The organism is Pseudomonas sp. NA-150 (assembly GCF_044336365.1).
Taxonomy (GTDB): Bacteria; Pseudomonadota; Gammaproteobacteria; order Pseudomonadales; family Pseudomonadaceae; genus Aquipseudomonas.
Genome location: NZ_CP172305.1, coordinates 4,610,051 through 4,634,499, shown reverse-complemented (window position 1 = coordinate 4,634,499; position 24,449 = coordinate 4,610,051). Strand labels below are relative to the sequence as shown.

22 protein-coding genes and 1 pseudogene are annotated in these 24,449 nt (G+C 61.1%); 9 read left to right on the top strand and 14 right to left on the bottom strand.

The window, feature by feature from the left end; translation table 11 throughout:
- Nucleotides 1-167 precede the first annotated feature (167 nt).
- Nucleotides 168-1,232, top strand: a complete 1,065-nt coding sequence (gene rlmM, locus ACF0H7_RS21955) for a 23S rRNA (cytidine(2498)-2'-O)-methyltransferase RlmM (RefSeq protein ID WP_397448959.1) — start codon at nt 168-170, stop codon at nt 1,230-1,232.
- A 74-nt stretch (nt 1,233-1,306) separates the two neighbouring features.
- Nucleotides 1,307-1,561: a sulfurtransferase TusA gene (gene tusA / locus ACF0H7_RS21950; protein ID WP_397448958.1), complete on the top strand. Its 255-nt coding sequence runs from the start codon at nt 1,307-1,309 to the stop codon at nt 1,559-1,561.
- Between the two features lie 58 nt (nt 1,562-1,619).
- Here tusA and ACF0H7_RS21945 read toward each other — a convergent pair whose 3' ends face one another.
- On the bottom strand, nt 1,620-3,026 hold the full coding sequence (locus ACF0H7_RS21945; protein WP_397448957.1) for an MATE family efflux transporter: 1,407 nt from the start codon (nt 3,024-3,026) through the stop codon (nt 1,620-1,622).
- A gap of 154 nt (nt 3,027-3,180) precedes the next feature.
- On the opposite strand from ACF0H7_RS21945, the gene pdxB reads away from it, so the two are divergent.
- Nucleotides 3,181-4,323, top strand: a complete 1,143-nt coding sequence (pdxB, locus tag ACF0H7_RS21940; RefSeq protein WP_397448956.1) for a 4-phosphoerythronate dehydrogenase PdxB — start codon at nt 3,181-3,183, stop codon at nt 4,321-4,323.
- A 74-nt stretch (nt 4,324-4,397) separates the two neighbouring features.
- On the opposite strand, the gene ACF0H7_RS21935 is transcribed toward pdxB, so the two are convergent.
- Complete coding sequence (locus tag ACF0H7_RS21935) at nt 4,398-4,574, bottom strand: PA1571 family protein (RefSeq protein WP_397448955.1); 177 nt, start codon at nt 4,572-4,574, stop codon at nt 4,398-4,400.
- A 291-nt stretch (nt 4,575-4,865) separates the two neighbouring features.
- Between ACF0H7_RS21935 and ACF0H7_RS21930 the strand changes: the two genes are divergently transcribed.
- Nucleotides 4,866-6,647, top strand: a complete 1,782-nt coding sequence (locus ACF0H7_RS21930) for an ABC transporter transmembrane domain-containing protein (RefSeq protein ID WP_397448954.1) — start codon at nt 4,866-4,868, stop codon at nt 6,645-6,647.
- A gap of 114 nt (nt 6,648-6,761) precedes the next feature.
- Here the strand turns inward: ACF0H7_RS21930 and ACF0H7_RS21925 are convergent, their stop codons facing one another.
- The 9 genes and pseudogenes from ACF0H7_RS21925 to ACF0H7_RS21885 form a co-directional block, all read right to left on the bottom strand.
- Nucleotides 6,762-7,046, bottom strand: coding sequence for a pyrimidine/purine nucleoside phosphorylase (locus tag ACF0H7_RS21925; protein ID WP_397448953.1), 285 nt, complete (start codon nt 7,044-7,046; stop codon nt 6,762-6,764).
- A gap of 84 nt (nt 7,047-7,130) precedes the next feature.
- Nucleotides 7,131-7,673 carry an exonuclease domain-containing protein gene (locus tag ACF0H7_RS21920; RefSeq protein ID WP_397448952.1) on the bottom strand — a complete coding sequence of 181 codons (543 nt, stop codon included), beginning with the start codon at nt 7,671-7,673 and terminating at the stop codon, nt 7,131-7,133.
- Between the two features lie 48 nt (nt 7,674-7,721).
- Nucleotides 7,722-8,117 carry an acetyl-CoA carboxylase biotin carboxyl carrier protein subunit gene (locus tag ACF0H7_RS21915; protein WP_397453980.1) on the bottom strand — a complete coding sequence of 132 codons (396 nt, stop codon included), beginning with the start codon at nt 8,115-8,117 and terminating at the stop codon, nt 7,722-7,724.
- 57 nt (nt 8,118-8,174) lie between these two features.
- Nucleotides 8,175-9,698, bottom strand: a pseudogene (locus tag ACF0H7_RS21910) (acetyl/propionyl/methylcrotonyl-CoA carboxylase subunit alpha); the annotation flags it as partial.
- A gap of 13 nt (nt 9,699-9,711) precedes the next feature.
- Entirely contained in the window at nt 9,712-10,518 is an 807-nt protein-coding gene (locus ACF0H7_RS21905; protein ID WP_397448951.1) for an enoyl-CoA hydratase/isomerase family protein, read from the bottom strand.
- Nucleotides 10,515-11,672: a citronellyl-CoA dehydrogenase gene (atuD, locus tag ACF0H7_RS21900; RefSeq protein WP_397448950.1), complete on the bottom strand. Its 1,158-nt coding sequence runs from the start codon at nt 11,670-11,672 to the stop codon at nt 10,515-10,517. Before atuD ends, ACF0H7_RS21905 begins: the two co-directional genes overlap by 4 nt.
- 130 nt (nt 11,673-11,802) lie before the next feature.
- Entirely contained in the window at nt 11,803-13,419 is a 1,617-nt protein-coding gene (atuC, locus tag ACF0H7_RS21895; protein WP_397448949.1) for a geranyl-CoA carboxylase subunit beta, read from the bottom strand.
- Nucleotides 13,420-13,422: 3 nt separating this feature from the next.
- Complete coding sequence (locus tag ACF0H7_RS21890) at nt 13,423-14,307, bottom strand: SDR family oxidoreductase (RefSeq protein WP_397448948.1); 885 nt, start codon at nt 14,305-14,307, stop codon at nt 13,423-13,425.
- A 10-nt stretch (nt 14,308-14,317) separates the two neighbouring features.
- A complete protein-coding gene (locus ACF0H7_RS21885; protein ID WP_397448947.1) occupies nt 14,318-16,129 on the bottom strand; it encodes an acyclic terpene utilization AtuA family protein in 1,812 nt (603 codons plus the stop codon).
- A gap of 175 nt (nt 16,130-16,304) precedes the next feature.
- Between ACF0H7_RS21885 and ACF0H7_RS21880 the strand changes: the two genes are divergently transcribed.
- A complete protein-coding gene (locus ACF0H7_RS21880) occupies nt 16,305-16,928 on the top strand; it encodes a TetR/AcrR family transcriptional regulator (protein WP_397448946.1) in 624 nt (207 codons plus the stop codon).
- Between the two features lie 98 nt (nt 16,929-17,026).
- Nucleotides 17,027-17,848, top strand: coding sequence for a substrate-binding periplasmic protein (locus tag ACF0H7_RS21875; RefSeq protein ID WP_397448945.1), 822 nt, complete (start codon nt 17,027-17,029; stop codon nt 17,846-17,848).
- A 126-nt stretch (nt 17,849-17,974) separates the two neighbouring features.
- Here the strand turns inward: ACF0H7_RS21875 and ACF0H7_RS21870 are convergent, their stop codons facing one another.
- A complete protein-coding gene (locus tag ACF0H7_RS21870; protein ID WP_397453979.1) occupies nt 17,975-18,142 on the bottom strand; it encodes a DUF2897 family protein in 168 nt (55 codons plus the stop codon).
- Nucleotides 18,143-18,239: 97 nt separating this feature from the next.
- Complete coding sequence (gene eat, locus ACF0H7_RS21865; protein WP_397448944.1) at nt 18,240-19,604, bottom strand: ethanolamine permease; 1,365 nt, start codon at nt 19,602-19,604, stop codon at nt 18,240-18,242.
- Between the two features lie 264 nt (nt 19,605-19,868).
- On the opposite strand from eat, the gene pyrF reads away from it, so the two are divergent.
- Nucleotides 19,869-20,567, top strand: coding sequence for an orotidine-5'-phosphate decarboxylase (pyrF, locus tag ACF0H7_RS21860; protein ID WP_397448943.1), 699 nt, complete (start codon nt 19,869-19,871; stop codon nt 20,565-20,567).
- A gap of 157 nt (nt 20,568-20,724) precedes the next feature.
- On the opposite strand, the gene ACF0H7_RS21855 is transcribed toward pyrF, so the two are convergent.
- Nucleotides 20,725-21,729 carry an NADP-dependent oxidoreductase gene (locus tag ACF0H7_RS21855; protein ID WP_397448942.1) on the bottom strand — a complete coding sequence of 335 codons (1,005 nt, stop codon included), beginning with the start codon at nt 21,727-21,729 and terminating at the stop codon, nt 20,725-20,727.
- A 251-nt stretch (nt 21,730-21,980) separates the two neighbouring features.
- Here ACF0H7_RS21855 and ACF0H7_RS21850 point away from each other — a divergent pair, with 251 nt between their 5' ends.
- Both ACF0H7_RS21850 and ACF0H7_RS21845 read left to right on the top strand, forming a co-directional pair.
- Entirely contained in the window at nt 21,981-22,742 is a 762-nt protein-coding gene (locus tag ACF0H7_RS21850; RefSeq protein ID WP_397448941.1) for an SDR family oxidoreductase, read from the top strand.
- 276 nt (nt 22,743-23,018) lie between these two features.
- Entirely contained in the window at nt 23,019-24,365 is a 1,347-nt protein-coding gene (locus ACF0H7_RS21845; protein WP_397448940.1) for an outer membrane beta-barrel protein, read from the top strand.
- Nucleotides 24,366-24,449: the final 84 nt, after the last annotated feature.

Here is a 24,449-nt window from a genome sequence, read left to right as displayed (position 1 = left end):
ATTAGGGCGCCTTGCGAATGACAGGTGTATGACTGGACCGCCGAGCAGCCCCAGTGGTTCCTGATTCAGCTATCATGCGCCGGTTTTGCGCTATCGGGCTGACCCCTATCAGTCAGATCGAGCGCCGCGCGCTGGCTGAATATCTCGCCGCCGCCCAGGAGAATTGAATGAACACCCTGTTTATGCACTGCCGACCGGGCTTCGAAGGTGAAGTCTGCTCGGAAATTGCCGAGCACGCGGCGCGTCTGAACGTAGCCGGTTACGCCAAGGCCAAGCCGAGTGCCGCCTGTGCCGAGTTTGTCTGCACCGAAGAAGACGGTGCCGAGCGCCTGATGAAAGGCCAGCGTTTTGCCGAGCTGATTTTTCCTCGGCAATGGGCGCGAGGGGTTTTCCTCGATCTGCCGGAAACCGACCGCATCAGCGTGATCCTCGCGCAATTGGCGAATTTCCCGACGTGCGGCAGCCTGTGGCTGGAAGTGGTCGATACCAATGATGGCAAAGAACTGTCGAATTTCTGCCGCAAGTTCGAAGCCCCGCTGCGCAAGGCGCTGACCCAGGCCGGCAAGCTGGTGGAGGATGCGAGCAAGCCGCGTCTGTTGCTGACCTTTAAAAGTGGCCGCGAAGTGTTTCTCGGCATGGCCGACGCTGATAATTCGGCGATGTGGCCGATGGGTATCCCGCGTTTGAAATTTCCCCGTGAAGCGCCGAGCCGTTCGACCTTGAAGCTGGAAGAAGCCTGGCACCACTTCATCCCGCGTGATCAGTGGGAGGAGCGCTTGTCGGGCGACATGACTGGCGTCGACCTCGGTGCGGCGCCGGGCGGCTGGACCTATCAACTGGTGCGCCGCGGCATGCTGGTCACCGCCATCGACAACGGCCCGATGGCCGAAAGCCTGATGGAAACCGGCCTGGTACAGCACTTGATGGCCGACGGTTTTACCTTCAAGCCGCGTCAGCCGGTGGACTGGATGGTCTGCGACATCGTCGAAAAGCCAGCGCGCAATGCCGCCTTGCTGGAAACCTGGCTGGGCGAGGGCTTGTGCCGCGAGGCGGTGGTTAACCTGAAGCTGCCGATGAAACAGCGCTATGCTGAAGTGCGACGCCTGCTGTTGCGTATCGAAGAAGGGTTTATCGCGCGCGGGATCAAGGTCAGCATCGGCTGCAAGCAGCTGTATCACGATCGCGAAGAAGTTACGTGTCACTTGCGCCGTCTCGATGGCAAGCGCCGTTGAGCGCTTTAGACCCAAGTAGGCTTCAACCCCGTGCTGCTTTACGCGACAATGCTCGCCAGTTTTTGGAGTGCTTTATGCCTGAGTCCATCGATACCTTAGCTGTTGACGCCGTCCTCGACGCCAGCGGGCTGAACTGCCCGGAACCGGTGATGATGTTGCACCAAAAGGTTCGCGACCTGCACGCCGGCGGCCTGCTCAAAGTCATCGCCACCGACCCGTCGACCCAACGCGATATCCCCAAGTTCTGCGTGTTCCTGGGCCACGAACTGGTCGAGAAACAGGCCGATGGCGGGACGTATCTATATTGGATTCGCAAGAAGCAGGATTGAGACCGCGCACAGGTTTTGATCTTGATCTCGGATCGTTCCCACGCGTGGGAACAATCAGTCAACCAACGGCTTTTGCATTAATACGAATCCGCCGACGCGCACTGCTGGTCAACCGTGCCGAGAGCATCAGCGCTGCGCAGGTCAGGCCGACGATCAGCCCTTGCCATAACCCCGCCGGCCCACTGGCCGGGCCGAACAGGTTGGTAAGTCCCAGCACGTAGCCCACCGGCAGCCCAATCCCCCAATAGGCAAACAACGTCAGCAGCATCGTCACCCGCGTATCCTGATACCCGCGCAATGCGCCGGCCGCTGTCACTTGCAGCGCATCGGAAAACTGAAACAGCGCGGCAAACACGATCAGCGACGCCGCCAGTTGGATCACCACCGGGTCGGCGGTGTAGATCGCGGCCACGTGTTCGCGCATCAGCAGCATCAAACTCGCCGACACACAGGCATAGACCAGCGCCGTGGCCATGCCGACCCCCGCACAGAAGCGCGCGTCCCGTGGCGCATTGCGGCCCAGGGCCTGGCCGACACGGACGGTCACCGCCATGCCCAGCGACAGCGGGATCACAAACACCAGCGAGCTGAAATTCAATGCGATCTGGTGCCCGGCGACCACGTTGGAGCCGAGGCTGCCGATCAACAGCGCAATCACCGCGAAGATGCTCGATTCAGCGAAAATCGCGATGCCAATCGGCAGGCCGACGCTGAGCAGGCGCTTGATCACCGCCCACTGCGGCCAGTCGAAATGGTCGAACACCTGACTGGCTTTATAGATGTTCGCGCGCCGCACCCAGAGGCCCATGCCCAGCAAAATGCTCCACATCACGCAGGCCGTGGCCCAGCCGCAACCGACGCCGCCCATGGCCGGCACGCCGAAATGACCGTAGATAAAGATGGTGTTCAGCGGGATGTTCAAGGCCAGGCCACTCAGACCCAGCAGCATGCTCGGGCGGGTGCGGCCGAGGCCGTCGCTGAAACAGCGCAGCACATAGAACAACGCCGTGGCCGGCAGCCCGCAGGCGATCCCGCGCAGGTACTGCATGCACGGCTCGATCAGCAGCGGATCGACCTTCATCAGGTGCAGGATCGGCTCGGCGTTCAGCAGCAAGGTCGAAGCGATCAAACCCACCGCCAGCGCCAGCCACAGGGCCTGACGCACCAGAGCACCGATTTCCGTGGATTGCCCGGCGCCGAAGCGTTGCGCGACTTTGGGCGTGGTCGCCAGCAGGGTGCCGGTCATGAACAGGTAAATCGGCACCCAGATCGAGTTGCCCAACGCCACCGCCGCCAGGTCGCGCGGGCCGACACTGCCTGCCATCACCGCATCGACGAAGCCCATCGCGGTGTAAGCAAGCTGGCCGATCATCAGCGGCACTGCCAACGCCAACAACGTGCGCAGCTCCAGACGTACGCGAGCGGGGCGGGACAGGGCGGATGAGTGTGGCGACGCAGAATTCACGATAAATCCGAAGGCGGCTGCAAAGGGCCGGGTATTCTACGCGTTTGACGCCAGGGTCAGAAATCAGAGTTGTGTAACCGTCAGATCCCGCGCGTGATGGCTGGCTCGACACCGCTCCAGCGCCTACACTGGCGCCCACCTCAGGGAGCCCATCATGCTTATTGTTGCCGACGAAAATATTCCGCTGCTCGACGCGTTCTTTGCTTCATTCGGCGAAATCCGCCGCTTGCCGGGCCGCGCCATCGACCGTCAAGCCGTGGCCGAGGCGGACGTGTTGCTGGTGCGCTCCGTGACGCAGGTCAACCAGGCGCTGCTGGAAGGCAGCAAGGTGCAATTCGTCGGCACTTGCACCATTGGCACCGACCACCTGGACCTGGAGTATTTCCACCGGGCCGGCATTCAATGGTCCAGCGCCCCCGGCTGCAATGCGCGTGGCGTGGTGGATTACGTGCTGGGTAGCCTGCTGACCCTGGCGGAAATCGAAGGTGCGCAGCTGAGCCAGCGTACTTACGGCGTGGTCGGGGCCGGGCAGGTCGGTGGTCGGCTGGTCAAGGTGCTGCAAGGGCTTGGCTGGAAGGTGCTGGTGTGCGACCCGCCACGTCAGGCAACCGAAGACGAGGGCTTCGTCAGCCTAGAGCAGATCATCGAGCAGTGCGACGTGATCAGCCTGCACACGCCGCTGACCAAAACCGGTAGCGCGCCGACCTGGCACCTGTTCGCCGAGGCGCAGCTGCGCGCGCTCAAACCGGGTACCTGGCTGATCAACGCCGCCCGTGGCCCGGTGGTGGATAACGCTGCGCTGCGCAAAGTGTTACTGCAACGTGAAGACCTGCAAGCGGTGCTCGACGTCTGGGAAGAAGAACCCACGGTGGATGTCGCGCTGGCCGACCTGTGCGTAATCGGTACTCCACACATTGCCGGTTATAGCCTCGACGGCAAGCAACGTGGCACGTCGCAGATTTATGAAGCGTTCTGCGCGCACTTCGAACGCACCCCCAGCGTCAACCTGGAAGAACTGCTGCCACGGCCGTGGCTGACTCAACTGACGCTCAATGCCAGCACCGACCCGGCCTGGGCGCTGGCCATGCTCTGCCGTGGCGTGTACGACCCACGTCGCGACGACGCGGATTTCCGTCGCAGCCTGGGCGGCAGCGTCGCCGAACAACGGCTGGCGTTCGACGGCCTGCGCAAGCATTACCCGGAGCGCCGCGAAATCGAAGGGCTGGTGGTGCGTATCGAAGGTGAGTCCGAAGCCTTGCGACAGATCGCCACGGCATTGGGTGCGGTGGTGATCTGACGCGCACCGTCCAGACATCGCAGGCAGAAAAAACCCGGCTGCAAGGCCGGGCTCTAAAGGAATTCAGTGCAGCATCAATCTTGTTTTTCGGGTTTGACCCAGAGTTTGTCGCATTCCTGACACGCCGCTTGAACCATCTCTTCAGTGATCAGGATCTCGCGTCCGTCCTTGTCGAGAATGGCGCCGCCGACAGGCAGGGTGGGGGTGGTCCGAACGACCGGCACGTGATTGGTGCTGTTCTGTAAGCTCATGGCCTGTCTCCTCATCAGGTTGTGCGCTCAAGGTAACTCCGCGAGATGACCACGCTGTGACATCTCCTCGTGTGGACTCGCGGCCAATTCAGTCCAACAGAAATGCCCGCAAATCGCTACCGGCGCTTTAGATCAATCCTGTCTAAAAGCCCTTACAGCCAGGCATATCAACCGCGCGCAACGTGAGTATCCCACGGTCATTTCAGCTGCCATGGCGTTAGTCCGCGATTGCGCGACCCCACAGGTGTAGGCTCTCTTACTCATCTCTCTTCCGGCAGGCAGGTCCCATTCATGGTCTCAATGTTTTCCAGTCGCCAGCGCCACGCCGTTCGTCTGGCGATGCGTTTCGTTGCGCCGTACCGCTGGCAGGCAATGGGGGCCTTGCTAGCGCTTATCATTACCGCCGGGATTACCCTGTCCATGGGCCAAGGCATCAAATTGATGGTCGATCAGGGTTTTTTGACCCAGTCGCCAGCCTTGCTCAACCGCTCCATTGGCTTTTTTCTGTTGCTGGTGATCGGACTGGCGATCGGCACCTTTGCGCGTTTTTACCTGGTGTCGTGGATCGGTGAGCGGGTGGTGGCCGACATTCGCAAGCGGGTGTTCGATCACTTGATCAACCTGCACCCCGGCTTTTATGAGAACAACCGCAGCTCGGAAATCCAGTCGCGACTGACTACCGACACCACGCTGTTGCAGTCGGTGATCGGTTCGTCGCTGTCGTTGTTCCTGCGCAATCTGTTGATGGTGATCGGCGGCATCGTCTTGCTGTTCTTCACCAACCCCAAGCTCACCAGCATCGTGGTGGTGGCCTTGCCGTTGGTGGTGGCGCCAATTCTGATTTTTGGTCGGCGGGTACGCACGTTGTCGCGGGAAAGCCAGGACCGGATTGCCGACGTCGGCAGCTACGTCGCCGAAGCGCTGGGCCAGATCAAGACCGTGCAGGCCTACAACCACCAGCAACAGGACAAACAGCGCTTCGGCGCCACCGCGGAACAGGCGTTCGACACTGCGCGCAAACGCATTTTGCAGCGCTCGTGGCTGATTACCCTGGTGATCGTACTGGTGCTCGGCGCGGTCGGCGTGATGCTGTGGGTCGGCGGCATGGATGTGATTGCCGGACGGATCTCCGGTGGCGAACTGGCGGCGTTCGTGTTCTACAGCCTGATCGTTGGCAGCGCGTTCGGCACGCTCAGCGAAGTGATTGGCGAGTTGCAGCGCGCGGCGGGGGCGGCGGAGCGGATTGGCGAGTTGTTGCAGGCGACCAGCGAAATCACCCCGCCGAGCAGCGATCTGCTGCGCTTGCCACAGCGGGTCAGTGGGCGTTTGGCGCTGGAAGACGTGAGCTTTTCCTATCCGTCGCGACCTGAACGCAATGCCATCGAAGCCTTCAGCCTGAGCATCGAAGCGGGCGAAACCCTGGCATTAGTCGGGCCTTCCGGGGCGGGCAAGTCGACCTTGTTCGATCTGTTGCTGCGCTTTTACGATCCACAACAAGGGCGGGTGTTGGTGGAAGGGCTGCCGATCAGTCGTCTTGATCCGCTGGACCTGCGCCGTTGTTTTGCCCTGGTGTCGCAGACGCCGGCGCTGTTTTTCGGCAGCATCGAGGAGAATATTCGCTACGGCAACCCTGATGCCACGCTCGAGCAGGTTCAGGCGGCGGCGCGGATTGCGCATGCCCATGAGTTCATCCTGCAGTTGCCCCAGGGTTATCAAACTCACCTGGGTGACAGCGGCCTGGGGCTGTCGGGCGGTCAGCGCCAGCGGCTGGCGATTGCCCGGGCATTACTGGTGGACGCGCCGATCCTGCTGCTGGACGAGGCCACCAGCGCGCTGGATGCGCAGAGTGAACACCTGATTCAACAAGCCTTGCCGAGCCTGATGAAAGGCCGTACCACGCTGGTGATCGCCCACCGCCTGGCCACGGTGCAGAACGCCGACCGGATTGCGGTGATCGATCAGGGGCATTTGGTGGCGGTCGGTACCCATCAACAGCTGATCGCGACCAATCCGCTGTATGCACGGCTGGCGGCGCTGCAATTCAATGTGCATCGGGGGGAAGAGGTGGTGTAGCGCCGCATCATATTTCCTGTAGGAGCTGCCGCCGGCTGCGATAAGGCCGGAACGGCCTTCCGGCCGTTGGATCGCAGCCTGCGACAGCTCCTACAGGGTTATGTATGAATCAGATCAGCCGCGGTATTCACACAGGTAAGCGGTATCAACGGCTACTTTCAGCTGAAACTTGCTGTTGGCCGGTACTTTGAACTGGCTGCCGGCTTCGAAGGTTTCCCAATCAGTGCTGTCCGGCAGTTTGACGCTGAGGGCGCCGGAAATCACGTGCATGATTTCGCGCTGGGCGGTCCCGAATTCGTAGTCGCCAGGGGCCATGACACCAACGGTGGCTTCACCCTCCGTTTGCTTGAAAGCGATGGATTTAACGGTGCCGTCGAAATACTCATTAACTTTAAACATGGGCGATTCCTTGAGAAAAGGGTCGGAAAAGGTCGTCCAGTATGCCGAACGTATAGAAAGCCGTCATCCGCTTTGCGAAAGGCGTCACGCCGGCAGTATCAATGGCAACAATCGAGCGGTGTTGCGCGCATCCACCAGGGCCCGGTGTTGTTGCCCGTTGAATTGCATGCCGGCCAGTTGCAGTGCGCCGTTCAGGCCCAGCGGGCGTTGCAGTTGGCGGGCCTCGATGAAGCGTTGCTTGAGGTTGACGTGGGGCAGGGTGCTCAAGTCGCTGGTCAGTTGCTGTTGTTGCCATTCCTGTTCCAGTTGCCGACGATCGTATTCGCCCCAACTGGCCCAACCCACCAGGCGCGGGCGATGGTGAGCCAGCCAGCGCTCGAACTGCGGCCAGATCACCGACAGGGTCTGGGCGTTGTCGATATTGACCTGACTGATGTGGGTCAGCTCCTTGCAGAAACTGGTCAATTGCGGGCGGCGCACGGGGCGCACGAAGCGTTCGAAATGGTCCAGTTCCCGACCGTCCTGATTAACCAGGGTCACACCGATCTCAATGATCTCCATTTCCGCCAGTGGCCAGCCGCCTTCCTCTGTGGTGGCCTCCAGATCAATCACCAACCAGTGCGGCATATCAAACTCCGATCAAGCAGCAGTAAGGTGGTTTGAGCGTAGTCACTATCAGGCGGATACGTCCAATGGCGCAACCTCCAGCAACACCTGACGACTTTTCACCTGGTCGCCCTGAATCACTTGCAGGCGCTGGATGACCCCGTCGATGCCGGCCTTGAGCGGGTGTTCCATCTTCATCGCTTCCAGCACCAGCAGCAGTTGGCCCTTGCTCACGGTGGCGCCTTCGCTGACCAGCACCTCGACGATGGCCCCGTCCATTGGCGCCTTGACGGTGCCGGAGCGCAGGTCCTGCCGGGCATTGACCGGCGCGTGGGTCAGGTCCAGCAGGTGCAGGTTGCCCGAGGCTCCGCGCAACCACAGGCTGTCGCTGTGCTGACGATAGGCATAGCGACGTCGTACGCCATCGATCTCGACCAAGGCCCAGCGCCCATCGTGCTGCAACACCTGCAGGCTGACAGTGGCGTTAGCGGCGCGAATGTCGAGGCATTCACCGTGCTGACGCAGTTCCAGCGCAAAGCGTTGCTCGCCATGCCCCAACACATAACAGCAGGGCGTGGTCGGGTTGTTGCGCCAGCCCGCTCGCGGCGCCGGGTGGGCAGCGGCTGAGGCGTGGTAGAACAACGCCGCCGCCAATGCCAGTTCGGTCGGGGTGGGCGTTTGCGGGTGCAGCGACGGATCGTCGCTGAAGTGTTCGCCGATAAACCCGGTAGTGGCGTTGCCAGCGATGAATTCCGGGTGGTTGAGCAGGTTGGCCAATAACTGCTGGTTGCTGTTGAGGCCCAGCAGCACGCTGTCTTCCACCGCGCGCAACAGCTTGCGCCGCGCCTCTTCGCGGGTGCGGCCGTGGGCGATCAGCTTGCCCAGCATCGGGTCGTAGAACGGGCTGATGTGCTGGCCTTCGAGGATACCGTGATCGATGCGCACGCCGTCCGACAAGGCCGGTTGCCAGCCGACGATCTGCCCGGTTTGCGGCATGAAGCCATTGGCCGGGTCTTCGGCATACAGCCGCACTTCGATGGCGTGGCCGTTGAGCGGGATCTGATCCTGACGCAGCGGCAAGGGCTCGCCGGCGGCCACCTGTAGTTGCCAGGCCACCAAGTCCAGGCCGGTCGTCATTTCTGTCACCGGGTGTTCGACCTGCAAGCGGGTGTTCATTTCCAGAAAGTAAAACTGCCCGCGTTGATCGAGCATGAACTCCACGGTGCCCGCGCCGACATAGTTCACCGCCCGCGCCGCCTTGAGCGCGGCGGCGCCCATGGCCGCACGCAGCTCTGCGGTCATCACTGGGCAGGGCGCTTCTTCGATGACCTTCTGATGGCGCCGCTGCACCGAACAATCGCGCTCGCCGAGGTACAGCTGATGGCCGTGGTGATCACCGAATATCTGCACCTCCACATGGCGCGGACCGATCAACGCCTGCTCCAGAATCAGTTCACTGGAGCCAAAGGCATTCAGCGCCTCAGACCGCGCGGTGCGTAATTGTTCCAGCAGCTGTTCAGGGTCGTGCACCAAGCGCATGCCACGCCCACCGCCGCCGGCGCTGGCCTTGATCATCAGCGGATAGCCGATGCGTCGGGCCTCTTCACTGAGGCGCGCGTCGTCCTGCTCGGCGCCTTGATAACCGGCGATGCACGGCACACCGGCTTCGATCATTGCCAGTTTCGACAGGCGTTTGCTGCCCATCAGTTCGATGGCTTTGGCGCTGGGGCCGATGAACACTAGACCGGCCTGCGCACAGGCCAGGGCGAACGCGGCGTTCTCCGACAAGAACCCATAACCGGGATGAATCGCATCGGCGCCGGTACGGCGGGCGGCGTCCAGGATCGCCTCGATGTTCAGGTACGACTGCTGCACCTGCGCCGGGCCGATGCACACGGCTTCGTCGGCCAGTTGCACATGGCGCGCGTCGGCGTCGGCCTCACTGAACACGGCAACGCTGCGATAACCGAGGCGGTGCGCGGTGTCGATCACCCGACAGGCAATTTCGCCACGGTTGGCAATCAGGATTTTGCTGAAGGCTGGCATCGGCTGCTTCCTATTAATAAGTGCGCTTGGCCCAGGCCGGCTCGCGTTTTTGCACGAACGCCAGGGTGCCTTCCACGCCTTCATGGCCGACCACGGCCTGGCTGAAGGCCTCGGCCGCCTGATCCAGAACGGTGCCCAGCGGCCATTCACCGGTATTCAGCAATAGGGCCTTGGTCGCGGCGTTGGCGCCGGGAGCGCAGCGCAGGACCTGGTCCAACGCCTCGCTTAAACGTTCGGCCATCGCTTGCGCGTCACGCTCGACAAAATGCACCAGCCCCAGGCGCCCAGCTTCTTCGCCATCGAAACGCGCGGCGGTCAGCGCCAGACGTCGGGTTTGGGTCAGGCCGATGCGCTTGACCACGAACGGCGCGATTTGCGCGGGGATCAGGCCAAGGCTGGTTTCCGGCAGGCCGAACTGCGCCTGATAGTGGGCAATCGCGATATCGCTGACGCACGCCAAACCAAAACCACCGCCGAGCACCGCGCCGTCGAGCACGGTAATCAGCACCTGCGGCGTGCGCTCGGCCTCTTCCAGCAGCGCCCCAAAAGCCCGGTTCAGCTCGCGATAAGCCTCGGCGCCATCACTGCGCGCGTGGGCCATGTCCTTGATGTCGCCCCCGGCGCAGAAATGTCCGCCGGAACCGGACAGCACCAGCGCGCGAAGCTGTGGCTCGTCACGCACCACCGCCAGCACCGCGCGCAGTTCGCCGACCATTTCCAGGCTCATGGCATTGCGGCTTTGCGGGCGGTTGAGGCTGATGTGCAGCACGCCGCCGTGGCTGTGCAGCAGCAGGGTCTGGCAAGCGGGTAGCGGGCTCATGATTTTTTACCGGGCAGGATGCTCATCAGTTTGCAGATGATGCCGAGCATGATTTCGTCCGCGCCGCCGCCAATCGACACCAGGCGCACGTCGCGGTAGGCGCGGGACACCGGGTTGTCCCACATGAAGCCCATGCCACCCCAATATTGCAGGCAACTGTCGCTGACTTCACGGCCCAGTCGGCCGGCCTTGAGCTTGGCCATCGACGCCAATTTGGTCACGTCGCGGCCTTTGATGTACTGCTCGGTGGCCTGGTAGACCAGCGCGCGCAGGCATTCGATTTCGGTTTGCAGTTCGGCCAGGCGGAAGTGAATGACCTGGTTGTCGATCAGCGCATTGCCGAAGGTTTTGCGTTCGCGGCAGTACTCGATGGTGCTGTCGATGCAGTATTCCAGGCCCTTGATCATGTTCGCCGCGCCGAACAGCCGTTCTTCCTGGAATTGCAGCATCTGCATCATGAAGCCCGCGCCTTCGTGGCCGATGCGGTTGCGTTGCGGCACGCGCACGTTGTCGAAGAACACTTGGGCGGTTTCGGAACTGCGCATGCCGAGTTTATCGAGGTGCGGGCTGAGGCTGATGCCGGGGGTGTTCATTGGCACCATGATCAGCGATTTGTTGATGTGGGCCTTGTCGTCCGAGGTGTTGGCCAGCAGGCAGATGAAGTCGGCGCTGGGCGAGTTGGTGATCCACATTTTGCTGCCGTTGATCACGTAGTCGGCGCCATCTTTTTTTGCGTGGGTCTTGAGCCCGGCGACGTCCGAGCCGGCACCGACTTCGGAGACGCCGATGCAGCCGACCATTTCACCGCTGATGGCGGGACGCAGGAATTCTTCGCGCAGTTCGTCGGAGCCAAAGCGGGCGAGGGCGGGGGTACACATGTCGGTCTGCACGCCGAGGGACATGGGCACGCCGCCGCAGTGAATGGTGCCGAGTTCTTCGGCGGCGACGATGGAGTAGCTGTAGTCCAGACCCATGCCGCCGAATTGTTCGGGCTTGGAGATGCCCAGCAGGCCCAGGTCGCCGGCTTTGCGGAACAGTTCGTGGATCGGGAAGCGCCCGGCTTTTTCCCACTCGTCGACGTGCGGGTTGATTTCCCGGTCGACAAAATGGCGCACCGTGCGGCGTAGTTCTTCGTGTTCCTGGGTAAAGATCATTTTTTGTTGTTCTCCCTTTTTCTAAGGTTCACTGAACTCCTGTAGGAGCTGCCGAAGGCTGCGAACGACCGAAAACCGGTCGCCGCGTTTGAATGCCAATCGCAGCCTTCGGCAGCTCCTACTGGGTTGGTCAAAACCGCGCCACACCAAAACTATTGCCCTGCAACGGCCGGGCCGCAGCCTCCTGGCAAATATCCAGCAAATAGCCCAGCAAAGTCCGTGTATCGCGAGGGTCGATCAGCCCGTCGTCCCACAGGCTGGCAGTGCCGTACAGCGCAGTGGATTGGCTGTCGAGCTTCTGTGCGGTGACCTGTTCCAGCATGTCCAGCACCTTGGGGTCGGGGGTCAGGCCTGATTTGATTTGTTTGGCTTCGGTGACGATGCGCAAGACCTTGCCTGCCTGCGCGCCGCCCATCACCGCCGTGCGGCTGTTGGGCCAGGCGAAGATGAAGCGTGGGTCGAGGCCTCGGCCGCACATGGCGTAGTTGCCGGCGCCGTAGGAACCGCCGACCACGATGGTCAGTTTTGGGACTCGGGCATTGGCCACGGCCTGGATCATTTTCGCGCCGTGTTTGATCACGCCCTGTTGCTCGGATTCGCTGCCGACCATAAAGCCCGTGGTGTTGTGCAAGAACAGTAGCGGGGTCTGGCTCTGGTCGCATAACTGGATGAACTGTGCGGCCTTGCTCGCGCCTTTGGGGGTGATCGGGCCGTTGTTGCCGATCACGCCGCAGGGTTGGCCTTCGATCTGCAGATGGCCGCAAATCGTCTGTGAGTCGAACTCGCCCTTGAACTCCAGGAACTGCGAAGCGTCGGCCAGTCGGGCGATGATTTCCCGCACGTCATAGGGTTTTTTCGGGTCGCTGGGGATGAGCCCGAGCAAGTCGTCGATCGGGTACAACGGCGGCTGAAATGTCTTGTCCGGGCGTACCGGCAGTTGCGCATTCCACGGCAGCATCGCGACGATTTCACGCACGATGCGCACACCGTCGGCGTCGTTTTCCGCCAAGTATTCCGCAGTGCCGGCGACTTGTGCGTGCATCTCGGCGCCGCCCAGCTCCTCGTCGGTGGCGATTTCTCCCGTCGCAGCCTTGAGCAACGGCGGGCCTGCGAGGAACAGTTTGGCTTTGCCACGCACCACCACCACGTAGTCCGACAGCCCCGGCTGGTAAGCGCCGCCGGCGGTGGATGAGCCATGCACCACGGTGATTTGCGGCAAGCCCATGGCCGACATCCGCGCTTGATTGGCAAAGCCCCGCGCGCCTTCGACGAAGATTTCCGCCGCATAGTTGAGGTTGGCGCCGCCGCTTTCGGCCAGGGTCAGCACCGGCAGTTTGTTTTCCATGGCGATCTGTTGCAGGCGCAGGGATTTTTTCAGGCCGCTGGGGGAGATGGTGCCGCCCTTGATCGCGCTGTTATTGGCCACCACCAACACCCGCACGCCGCTGACGTAGCCGATGCCAGCGATCAGACCACCGCCGGCCTGGGTGCCGTCCTTGTCGTCATGCAGTTTATAGCCGGCCAGCGACGCCAGTTCGAGGAACGGCGCGCCAGGGTCGAGCAATAGGTTCAGGCGTTCGCGGGGCAACAACTGGCCACGCTGGGTGAATTTGTCCTTGGCCTCCTGAGCCTTGTCCAGCAGCGCGTTTTCCAATTGCCGCACTTGGTCGATGCCCGCCAGCATCGCCTCGCGATTGCGCGTGAAGTCGGCGCTGTGGCGGTCGAGCTGCGATTCGATCACCGGCATGGGTTACTCCTTGTCCTTCGACGCGGCGTCTTGCAGCACATCCGGCAAGGTAGCGCGGTGAAAGCCGTTATAGGCATGGCTGTTATGCGCCTTATGCAACGGCCAGGCGCGAGTGCCCTGGCTGGCCGCGCCGTCGATGCGCAGGGTGCTGCCACTGATAAAGGCGGCGCCGGGGCTGAGCAGGAAGACGATGGCCGCGCTGACCTCTGATTCGGTGCCGATGCGTTTCAGCGGCACGTGTTCACGGAGGGTCGGAATCACCGCCTTGAACGCGCCCTGGTAGGTGTCCATGCCGCTGGAGGCTATCCAGCCTGGCGCCACGGCGTTGACCCGCACGCCGGCATAGCCCCACTCGAAGGCGGCGGTTTTGGTGAAGTTTTCCATGCCCGATCGCGCCGCGCCGGAATGCCCCATGCCGGGCATGCCGCCCCACATGTCGGCGAGCATGTTGACGATGGCGCCGCCGTCTTTGCTCATCGACTGGTTAAACACCTCGCGCGCCATGAGGAAACCGCCGACCAGGTTGGTGCGCATCACCGTTTCGAAGCCTTTTTGATTGATCGACGCCAACGGGCCGGGGTATTGGCCGCCAGCGTTGTTGACCAGCCCGTGGATCGCGCCGCGCTGGGCGATGATCTGCGCAACCGTGGCCTGCACGCGCTCTTCTTCACGAATATCGCAGGCATGCCAACTGACGCTGCCACCGTCTTCAATGATTTCGGCGCTGACCTGTTCGAGCTTTTCCGGCTTGCGCCCGACCAGCACCACGTGCGCTCCAAGGGCTGCCAGTTCATGGGCGGTGCAACGCCCGATACCACTGCCGCCACCGGTCACCACGTGGGTCTGACCGCGAAACAGGTCGGGGCGGAAGATCGAGTCGTAGGGCATGCGGCACCTCTTATGAATGGGCGTGAGTGTGGCCGTTGACCTGATCGGCAATGCTCTGCGGCACCGGGATCTGGATTTCAAGCAACTGTTGGGCGAAGGCCTTGCCCTGCGGATCGATGCGCAGGCTGGCAACACCGCCGCCGCCGAGGGCGTTTTCCAGCAGGAAGTTCAAACTGTGGCTGCCCGGCAGGTACCAACGCTCGACGCGGCCGTGCAGCGGGTCGAGCACATGGCTCATCCAGTCCACCACCACCGCATTGGTCAGAGTCTCGGCGATCCACGGCAGGTACTCGGGGCGGCGCGCCATGACCCCGATATTGCTGTGGTTACCCTTGTCCCCGGAACGCGCCACTGCCAGTTTCACCAGCGGCACACTGGCGTCGGCCTGGGCATGCGGTTGCGGCGGTTGCAAGGGCGGGGCGAGGGCGCTGGGGTCGAAGTGATCCTGTGTCGGCAAGGCAATCGGCCGGCGCTGCCCCCCAAGCTCGACCTGCAACTGACAGGCCGATTTATCGATCAGAAACGAAAACAGGCGAATCACCGGGTACACCGTTGGGCGACCGCCGACGATGCCGGTGAGGCCCGGCGCCATGCCGGTGGCGGCCTGGGCGATCTCTCGGGAGAACAGCACTAATGCCTGTTTCTCCGGATGGCGCACCGCCAGTTTGACCACCACTTCGCGGCAATCCTGACGCTGGCCGTGGGGGCCGTAGGTTGCTTCGCTGCCGAGCAGTTCGATGTTCACTTCGCTGTAGGACGGCCAGCCACGTTGGGCGAAGAGTTCGTTGGTCTTGTTGATGATGGCTTCAGCAACCCGTCGGGCTTTTTTTACGGCATCGATGCCGGCTATCAGACAACTGGCAGTGCAGCGGAAACCGTCGGGGTAAGTGGCCGAGACTTTGTAGTGAGGGCCTGGCGCGAGGCCGCGTGCGCCTTCGACACTGACTCGGTTTTCGCCCACTTGCTTGAGCCGCACCTGGGTGAAATCGCACACCACGTCCGGCAACAAATACGCCCGTGGATCGCCGATTTCATACAGCAGTTGTTCGCCGACACTTAGCGGCGAAATCAGCCCGCCCGAACCCTCGGTCTTGCTGACGATAAATCCACCATCGGCGCTGACGTCGATGATCGGAAAGCCGATGTGTTCGTAGTCGGGCACGTCCTGCCAGTCGGTGAAATTACCGCCGGTGCATTGCGCGCCGCATTCGATGATGTGCCCGGCCAGCGCGGCCTGGGCCAGTTTGTCGTAGTCCTGCCACGACCAGCCGAATTCATGCACCAGCGCCGCACTGACCACCGCGCTGTCCACCACACGGCCGGTGATGACGATATCGGCGCCCAGACGCAGCGCCTCGACGATGCCGGGTGCGCCGAGGTAGGCGTTGACCGACACGCACAGCGGCGGCAGCGGGGCACCGGTGAACATCTCATGGAGGCCGGCATTGCGCAGGGTGTTGAAATCAGGTTGCAGGTTGTCGCCGTGCAGCACGGCGATTTTCAGCGCGACACCGGCCTGATCACAGGCGGCTTGCAGCGCCGCCGCGCAGGCCTGGGGATTGACCCCGCCGGCGTTGCTGATCACCCGGATGTTGCGGCTGGCGATCTTTTCCAGCAGCGGCGCGAGGACTTCGACGAAATCGGTGGCGTAACCGGCGCCCGGGTTTTTCATCCGCGCGCCCGCCAGCAACGACATAGTGATCTCGGCCAGGTAATCGAATACCAGATAATCCAGCTCGCCGCCGTCGACCAACTGCGCGGCGGCGGTGCAGGTATCGCCCCAGAACGCGCTGGCGCAACCGATACGCACGTGTTTCGACATGACAGACCTCGAGACCGATTGACTGTGTGTGAATGAGACTACCAAGCAAGCGCTTGGTTTTGGAAGGCCTTGGAATTAATTTATTTGGCGGCCTACCAGCCGAGCGCTTGCTTGGTAGACTTTGGAGGCATAAATTGCCCGCGCAATCCGCTTTATTTGCCAAAGGATACTTACCGTGGACGAACAAAAAGCCCTGGAAGTGATGCGTGGGCTGGTGGACGCCGGTCAGATCACCGATCCCGACAGCGCTCGCGGCAAGCTGCTGCAAGTGGCGGCGCACCTGTTTCGCAACAAAGGCTACGAGCGCACCACGGTGCGTGATCTGGCCGGGGCGGTGGGTATTCAGTCCGGCAGTATTTTTCATCACTTCAAGAGCAAGGACGAAATCCTGCGTTCGGTGATGGAAGAAACCGTGCGCTACAACACTGCGTTGATGCATGCGTCGCTGGCAGAGGCGGTCGGAGTGCGCGAGCGGGTGCTGGCGCTGATTCGTTGCGAGCTGCAATCGATCATGGGTGGCAGCGGCGAAGCCATGGCGGTGCTGGTTTACGAGTGGCGTTCGCTATCGGCGCAAGGGCAACAACAGGTACTGGCCCTGCGCGATATCTACGAACAGCTGTGGTTGCAGGTGTTGGGCGAGGCGAAAGAAGCGGGCCTTATCCGCGGTGATGTGTTCATTACCCGGCGTTTCCTGACCGGCGCCTTGTCTTGGACCACTACCTGGTTCCGTGCCCAAGGCAGCATGACCTTGAACCAGTTGGCGGATGAAGCCCTGCTGATGGTTCTGAAACAAGCTTGAAGCCGGTAAATTGTCCCATCTGCCATCGTTTTAACATTGTTTAACACTGTGAAAACGCATAGCTTAGCGTATCCATTTTCCAGAGGTGAGCAGTCTTGATGCTTTGGCCATTGCGGACGGCTTCCCAGGCTCTGCTGCTGGCGGTTTTCGCGTTATCCGCGTGGCAAACCGAGGCAGCACAAGTCATTCGGATTGGCGCTGCACATTTTCCGCCGTACACCATTCGCCCTGAAAAGGGTGAGGATACCGGCTTGTTACCTCAGTTGGCCGAAGCGCTGAATGCGGTGCAAAGCGACTTTGAATTTGTCCTGGTGCCCACCTCGATCCCGCGACGTTTCCGTGATTTCGAGCAAGGCCGCGTCGACATGGCGATCTTTGAAAACCCGGACTGGGGTTGGAAGGACATCCCCCATGTGAACGTCGACATGGGCCTTGAAGACGCGGAGATTTTCGTCGCCAAGCGCATGACCGGTCGCGATGAGACCTACTTTGCCGACCTGCAAGGCAAGCGTCTGGCGCTGTTCAGCGGCTATCACTACGAATTCGCCAGCTTTAACGCCGACCCCAAATACCTGGCCGAACACTACAGCGCCACGCTGACCTATTCCCACGACGCCAATTTGCTGATGGTGCTGCGCGACCGTGCCGATATCGCTCTGGTGACGCGTTCGTACCTGAGCGATTACTTGGCGCGTAATCGGGAGGAGGCGAGTCAGTTGCTGGTGTCGGAGAGGGTCGATCAGGTCTACCGTCATTTCGCCCTGGTCAGCCCCAAGGCCAACATCACCGGCGAGCAGTTCAGCAACCTGCTGCAAAAACTGCGGGATAACGGTGCACTGTTCAAAATCTTCCAGCCGTTCCGGATTGCCGTGACGCCATTGCAGAGTCATCGGACGGTGGTGCAGGACAGCAGAGATTGATTGAGCAAAATGCAGGCAATGCTCTGTAGGAGCTGCCGAAGGCTGCGATCGATCAAATACTGATCGCAGCGACATAGGGCCTATCGCAGCCTTCGGCAGCTCCTACAGAAACCGTTTCAACGAAACTCAACGATTCTGCGCATCCTGTGAATCCGCTTCAGCATTGCGCTCCGCGACGCGTCTGCGTTGTTCGTCAGTCAATTCAACCTTGTTCGCGGTGTCGCGCAACATCATCAGGCCGCCGACCACCGAGCCGATTGCAACCACCAGAATTAACCAGGCATACCAGGGCATAGGGCTCTCCTTGTAATGGATATTTCTTAGAACATCCGACGTGGTCAGTCGTTCCATACAGCCTCCATAGTAGGCGCCCAATGCCCTGTGACGTTAGCTATTCCCCGGTCAACATCGCATCCGCCGGCGCATCGGCACGCGATTGGCCGGTGAGCAGGAAGTAGATGAAGCCAACGGCCATGAACCCGAGGAAAATCGCACCGATCAGCGCGTTGAACCAGGCCATGGCAATCAGGCAGACAATCGCCAGCACCAAGGCAATTCCTGGCACGATCGGGTAGCCGGGGGCGCGGAAACTGCGCTCCAACAGCGGTTCGCTTTTGCGCAGTTTGAACAGGCTGAGCATGCTGATGATGTACATCACAATGGCGCCGAACACCGACATGGTGATCATCGCCGCGGTCAGGCTCATGCCCTGCAAATTGATAAGGCCGTCACTGTAGATCGCCGCGATGCCAATTACGCCGCCCAGCAGAATCGCCCGGTGCGGCGTCTGGAAGCGCGACAGTTTGGCCAGGCTTTTCGGCAGATAACCGGCGCGCGCCAGGGCGAAGAACTGCCGCGAGTAGCCAAGGATGATGCCGTGGAAGCTCGCCACCAGCCCGAACAAACCGATCCACACCAGCATGTGCATCCAGGTGGAGTTACTGCCAACCACCGCTTTCATCGCCTGGGGAAGCGGGTCGTTGATGTTCGACAACAGCTTCCAGTCACCCACGCCGCCGGCCATGATCATCACGCCGAGCGCGAGGAATACCAGGGTCAGAATGCCGCTGACGTAGGCCTTGGGAATCGTGCGTTTCGGGTCCTTGGCTTCTTCGGCGGCCATGGCCGCGCCTTCGATGGCGAGGAAGAACCAGATAGCAAACGGAATCGCCGCGAAGATCCCCGGCACTGCCGCCATGCTGAAGGTGTCGGCACCCGACCAGCCGTTCAGGGCAAAGTTACTGAAGCTGAAACCCGGCGCGACCACGCCCATGAACACCAGCAACTCGATCACCGCGAGCACGGTCACCACCAGTTCGAAGGTGGCGGCGATGCTGACCCCGACAATGTTCAAGCCCATGAACACCACATAGGCGCCAAACGCTGCGTGGCGTGGGTCGAGTTCCGGGAACTGCACGTTCAGGTAAGCACCGATGGCCATGGCAATGGCGGGCGGGGCGAACACGAACTCGATCAGTGTCGCGATGCCAGCGATCAAGCCGGCTTTCTCACCGAATGCTCGACGGCTGTAGGCAAATGGTCCTCCGGCGTGGGGAATCGCGGTGGTCAGTTCGGTAAAACTGAAGATGAAGCAGGTGTACATGGTCGCCACCAGCAAGGTGGTGATCAGGAAGCCCAGCGTTCCCGCCGTGCCCCAGCCATAACTCCAACCGAAATACTCGCCGGAGATCACCAGTCCAACAGCGATCCCCCACAAGTGCAGCGTGCCCAAGGTGGGCTTGAGTTGCGTAGTCATTTGCTTTCTCCCTGAGTTCAAAAGAACAACGGGAGAGTTAATTGCATCGCCCATGCCAGCGGCGGGTGGGGCGTCGTAATGGTCGGATAGTTGTCGTGGAGAGAATGGTTCTCGATAAATAATCAGGTTAATGGTGAAGTTTGGTGCGTTGCGCGCTCGCCACAGGGGCGGACTAGAATCAATTACCGATCACCGGGTCCCGATATCTGCCCGGTTCGGCTACAATGCGCGCCGATTTCGCCCTGCACTTTTGAGAACCCAGCCATGTCCGTCTGCCAGACTCCTATCATCGTCGCCCTGGATTTCCCTACCCGTGACGCCGCGTTGAAGCTGGCCGATCAGTTGAACCCGAAACTGTGCCGGGTCAAAGTCGGTAAAGAATTGTTCACCAGCTCCGCCTCGGGCATCGTCGAGACCCTGCAGAACAAGGGCTTCGAGGTGTTTCTCGACCTGAAATTCCACGACATCCCCAACACCACGGCGATGGCGGTCAAGGCCGCTGCGGAAATGGGTGTGTGGATGGTCAACGTGCACTGCTCCGGCGGATTGCGCATGATGGCGGCCTGCCGTGAAGTGTTGGATCAGCGCACCGGTTTTAAACCGCTGTTGATTGGCGTGACCGTGCTGACCAGCATGGAGCGTGAAGACCTGGCGGGGATTGGCCTGGACGTCGACCCACAGGTGCAGGTACTGCGTCTGGCCGCGTTGGCGGAAAAAGCCGGGATGGACGGTCTGGTGTGTTCCGCGCTGGAAGCCCAGGCGTTGAAGGCGGCGCACCCGTCGCTGCAACTGGTGACCCCCGGCATTCGCCCGGCGGGCAGTGCGGTGGACGATCAGCGCCGGATCCTGACGCCACGTCAGGCGCTGGACGCGGGTTCTGATTACCTGGTGATTGGCCGTCCGATCAGCCAGGCGGCAGACCCGGCGAAAGCCCTGGCCGCTGTCGTAGCTGAGCTGGCGTAACGCCAACGTTGATGGCGGTGTGCCAGACACGCCGCCGATCGCGGGCAAGCCCGCTCCTACAGTGGATTTATGCAGGACCGGTTATCTTCAGTCGCCAATAATCCTGTAGGAGCGGGCTTGCCCGCGATCCGTTTGACGCAGTGTGTTGGACGTTCGCTTAAACCTTCAACACCAACTTCCCAAAGTTCTCGCCCTTGAACAACTTCATCAGGGTTTCCGGGAAGGTCTCCAGTCCTTCGACCACGTGTTCCTTGCTGGTGAGTTGGCCAGAAGCCAGCCAGCCGGCCATTTCCTTGCCTGCTTCGGCGAAATGCGCGGCGTGGTCCATCACCACGAAGCCTTCCATGCGAGCGCGGTTGACCAGCAGCGACAGGTAGTTGGCCGGGCCTTTGATCGCTTCTTTGTTGTTGTACTGGCTGATCGCGCCGCAGATCACTACGCGGGCTTTCGGTGCCAGACGGGTCAGGACCGCGTCGAGGATATCGCCGCCAACGTTGTCGAAGAACACATCGACGCCTTGTGGGCATTCGCGTTTCAGCGCGGCATGGATGTCTTCGCTTTTGTAGTCGATAGCGCCGTCGAAATGCAGCTCATCGATCAGCGACTGGCATTTTTCCTTGCCACCGGCGATGCCGATTACGCGACAGCCTTTGATTTTGGCGATCTGTCCAGCAACGCTGCCCACGGCGCCCGCAGCACCGGAGATCACTACGGTTTCGCCGCTTTTCGGTGCGCCAACGCTCAGCAGCGCGAAATAAGCGCTCATGCCAGTCATGCCCAGTGCTGACAGGTAACGCGGCAGCGGCGCGAATTCGGGGTTGATCTTGTTGAAGCCGACCGGCTTGCCGATGAAGTAATCCTGGACACCGGTGGCGCCTTGCACAAAGTCGCCGACGGCGAATTTCGGGTCCTTGGACTCGAGCACTTTACCCACGCCCAACGCGCGCATGACGTCGCCGATATTCACCGGCGCGATGTAGGACTTGCCCTCATTCATCCAGCCACGCATGGCCGGGTCGAGGGACAGGTATTCGTTTTTCACCAGAATCTGACCTTCGGCCACCTCACCGACAGGGATTTCCTGGTAGGTAAAGTCTTCACGACTCGCGGCACCGACCGGGCGGCGGGCGAGCAAGAATTGGCGATTGGTCTGGGCAGTCATGGCAAGTACTCATTGTTAGAGGAAGCGTAGGTGATAGCCCTTCAACGGCGTTGCGGCAAGTTTTGTCGGTGTGGCGAATGCTGGCCGATACGCTTGGGTGATGAACACCGCCCTGGCTTAATCACTCTAATGCATAAGTCCATAACCGGAGGTTTGATAGTGCTGACCAACGCCAGTGGGCACTGGCTAGACTGCGCTCACTGGGTCACCAACACCCTCCGAATTTCATTCACCGTTATGAGGACAATGACATGAGCATGACTTTTTCCGGCCAGGTAGCCATGGTTACTGGCGCTGCCGCAGGCATCGGGCGCGCCACCGCCCTGGCGTTCGCCGCCGAAGGTTTGAAAGTGGTGGTCGCGGACCTCGACAGCGAGGGCGGTGAAGGCACCGTGGCATTGATTCATGCAGCCGGTGGCGAGGCGATTTTCGTGCGTTGCAACGTGACCAAGGATGCTGAGGTGCAGCACCTGATGGCCGAGGCGATCACTGCGTTTGGCCGGGTCGACTACGCGTTCAACAACGCCGGGATCGAGATCGAGAAAGGGCGTCTGTCCGAAGGCACCGAAGACGAGTTCGACGCGATCATGGGCGTCAACGTCAAAGGTGTGTGGTTGTGCATGAAGTACCAGTTGCCGTTGATGCTGGCCCAGGGCGGCGGTGCCATCGTCAACACCGCGTCGGTCGCAGGTTTGGGCGCGGCGCCGAAGATGAGCATCTACGCGGCATCGAAACACGCGGTGATCGGCCTGACCAAATCCGCGGCGATCGAATACGCGAAGAAGAAAATCCGCGTCAACGCCGTGTGCCCGGCGGTGATCGACACCGACATGTACCGCCGCGCCCACGAAGCCGACCCGAAAAAGGCCGAGTTCGTGGCAGTGATGCACCCGGTCGGGCGCATCGGCACCGTCAACGAAATCGCCAGCGCCGTGCTTTACCTGTGCAGCGATGGCGCCAGCTTCACCACCGGTCATGCTTTGGCCGTCGATGGCGGCGTCACCGCAATCTGATTTTTCCCTCAAGCCACCCTGGCTGAATCTCGCGTCTTCGGGCGCGAGATGTCTGTTGAATCGTCAAATCCCAAACGCTTTGTTCTGAATTCGCGAACACTGTAATCGCCGAGATTGGAATTGTTGGTGCAGGGGCACGCTTGTAGCCTCCACTCACCGAACATTAGGTCGCAAATCGCACCAATGGGGTCTCAGCCAGACCCGACAAGTCATCCCTTGCTTTCGGACTTTTCCCCCTCGGGGGTACGGCTCGCTAATAAAAATAAGGAAGCAGAGATGAACCTTCGCGCTTGGGCAGTTGCAGCAACCCTGTTCGCCCCCATTCTGGGTGCCAGCATCGTATTCCCTTCGACGGCTGCGGCCGAGGAAGACCCGTTCGGCTCATTGGCGCGCAGCGTGTTCGGCGACAGCCTGGAGCACGACTACGGGATCAAACTCTATGGCTGGGCCCAGGCGGGTCTGATCTATAACAACAACAGCTCCCACGACGTCAGCAAACAGTCTTTCTTCAACACCAAAGAAGGCTTCAACCTCAATCAATTCGCCCTGGGGATCAAGAAAGAACCGGTGAGCAACGTGCTCGGCCGTGTCGGACCTTTCCCTGGCCCGATGCCGGAAAAAGCTGACTGGGGCTTCAACGTCACCACGATCTATGGCAAAGACGCGCGTTTCTTCAAGACCTATGGCTGGGATGAAGACCTGCACGTCAACCACCGCAAGAACCCGGAAGCAGAAGATTTCACCATCGCTCAGGCGTTCCTCGATTTCTACTTTCCGGTATTGGGCGGCTCGGAGTTGATGGTGGGGTTGTTCCACTCGCCGCTGGAAAATGAAATTGGCTTTCCGCTGCCGACCCCCGCACCAGCCGACTTCTACTCGCACACCTATTCGTTCATGAGCGGCCCGGCGAAGCACGCTGGTGTGCTGTATTCGTTCAAGCTGCCCTCGGCGCCGGGGGAGAGCATGCTCGGCTTCGAGGTCGGGCTGGTACAGGGCTGGAACAACCTGCAAAGCAACAACCACGAACCGCACCTGATCGCCAACGTGCGCTGGCGCTCGCCGGACTTTGGCACTTGGGTCGATTGGGAAAACATCTACGGCAACGGCGCGGATGACAGCATCGCTGACTGTCACTGTGGTTCGCCGTTTCCTGCGGGGACCAAGGAAGACCACGACAAGCGCTATGCCTCTTACCTGACCATTTCCCACGTGCTGGACCCGAATAATCGGGTGGCGCTGGAGATGAACTACGGCAAGCAGGACAACGGCGCCTTCGCCGCTTTCGCCAACAAGACCGATGCCACCTGGTACGGCGCCGACCTCAACCTGTACCACCGTCTGACTGAAAAGCTGATGTGGAACAGCCGCGCCGAATGGTTCTACACCGACGCGCCGGCCAACGTGCTGCTGGCCAACATCGACCCGACCACCGGCGTGCCGGACCCGACCTGGGGTGCGTTCTACGCGGTGACCACCAACGTCGCCTGGTCGCCGACCCCGAACGTCCGCCTGCGGCCTGAATTGCGTTACGACATCCACAGCGGCTCGGGTCGCGATGCGTATGCCGACGGCACCAAGGACAAGCAGGTCGTCGCCTCATTCGACGTCAGTTTTTTCTTCTGACCCGTAGGAGCGGGCTTGCCCGCGATCGGCTGTGAAACAGTCGTAAAAATAAGGCATTCAACATTGCAGGAAGGTCTTGCCGAC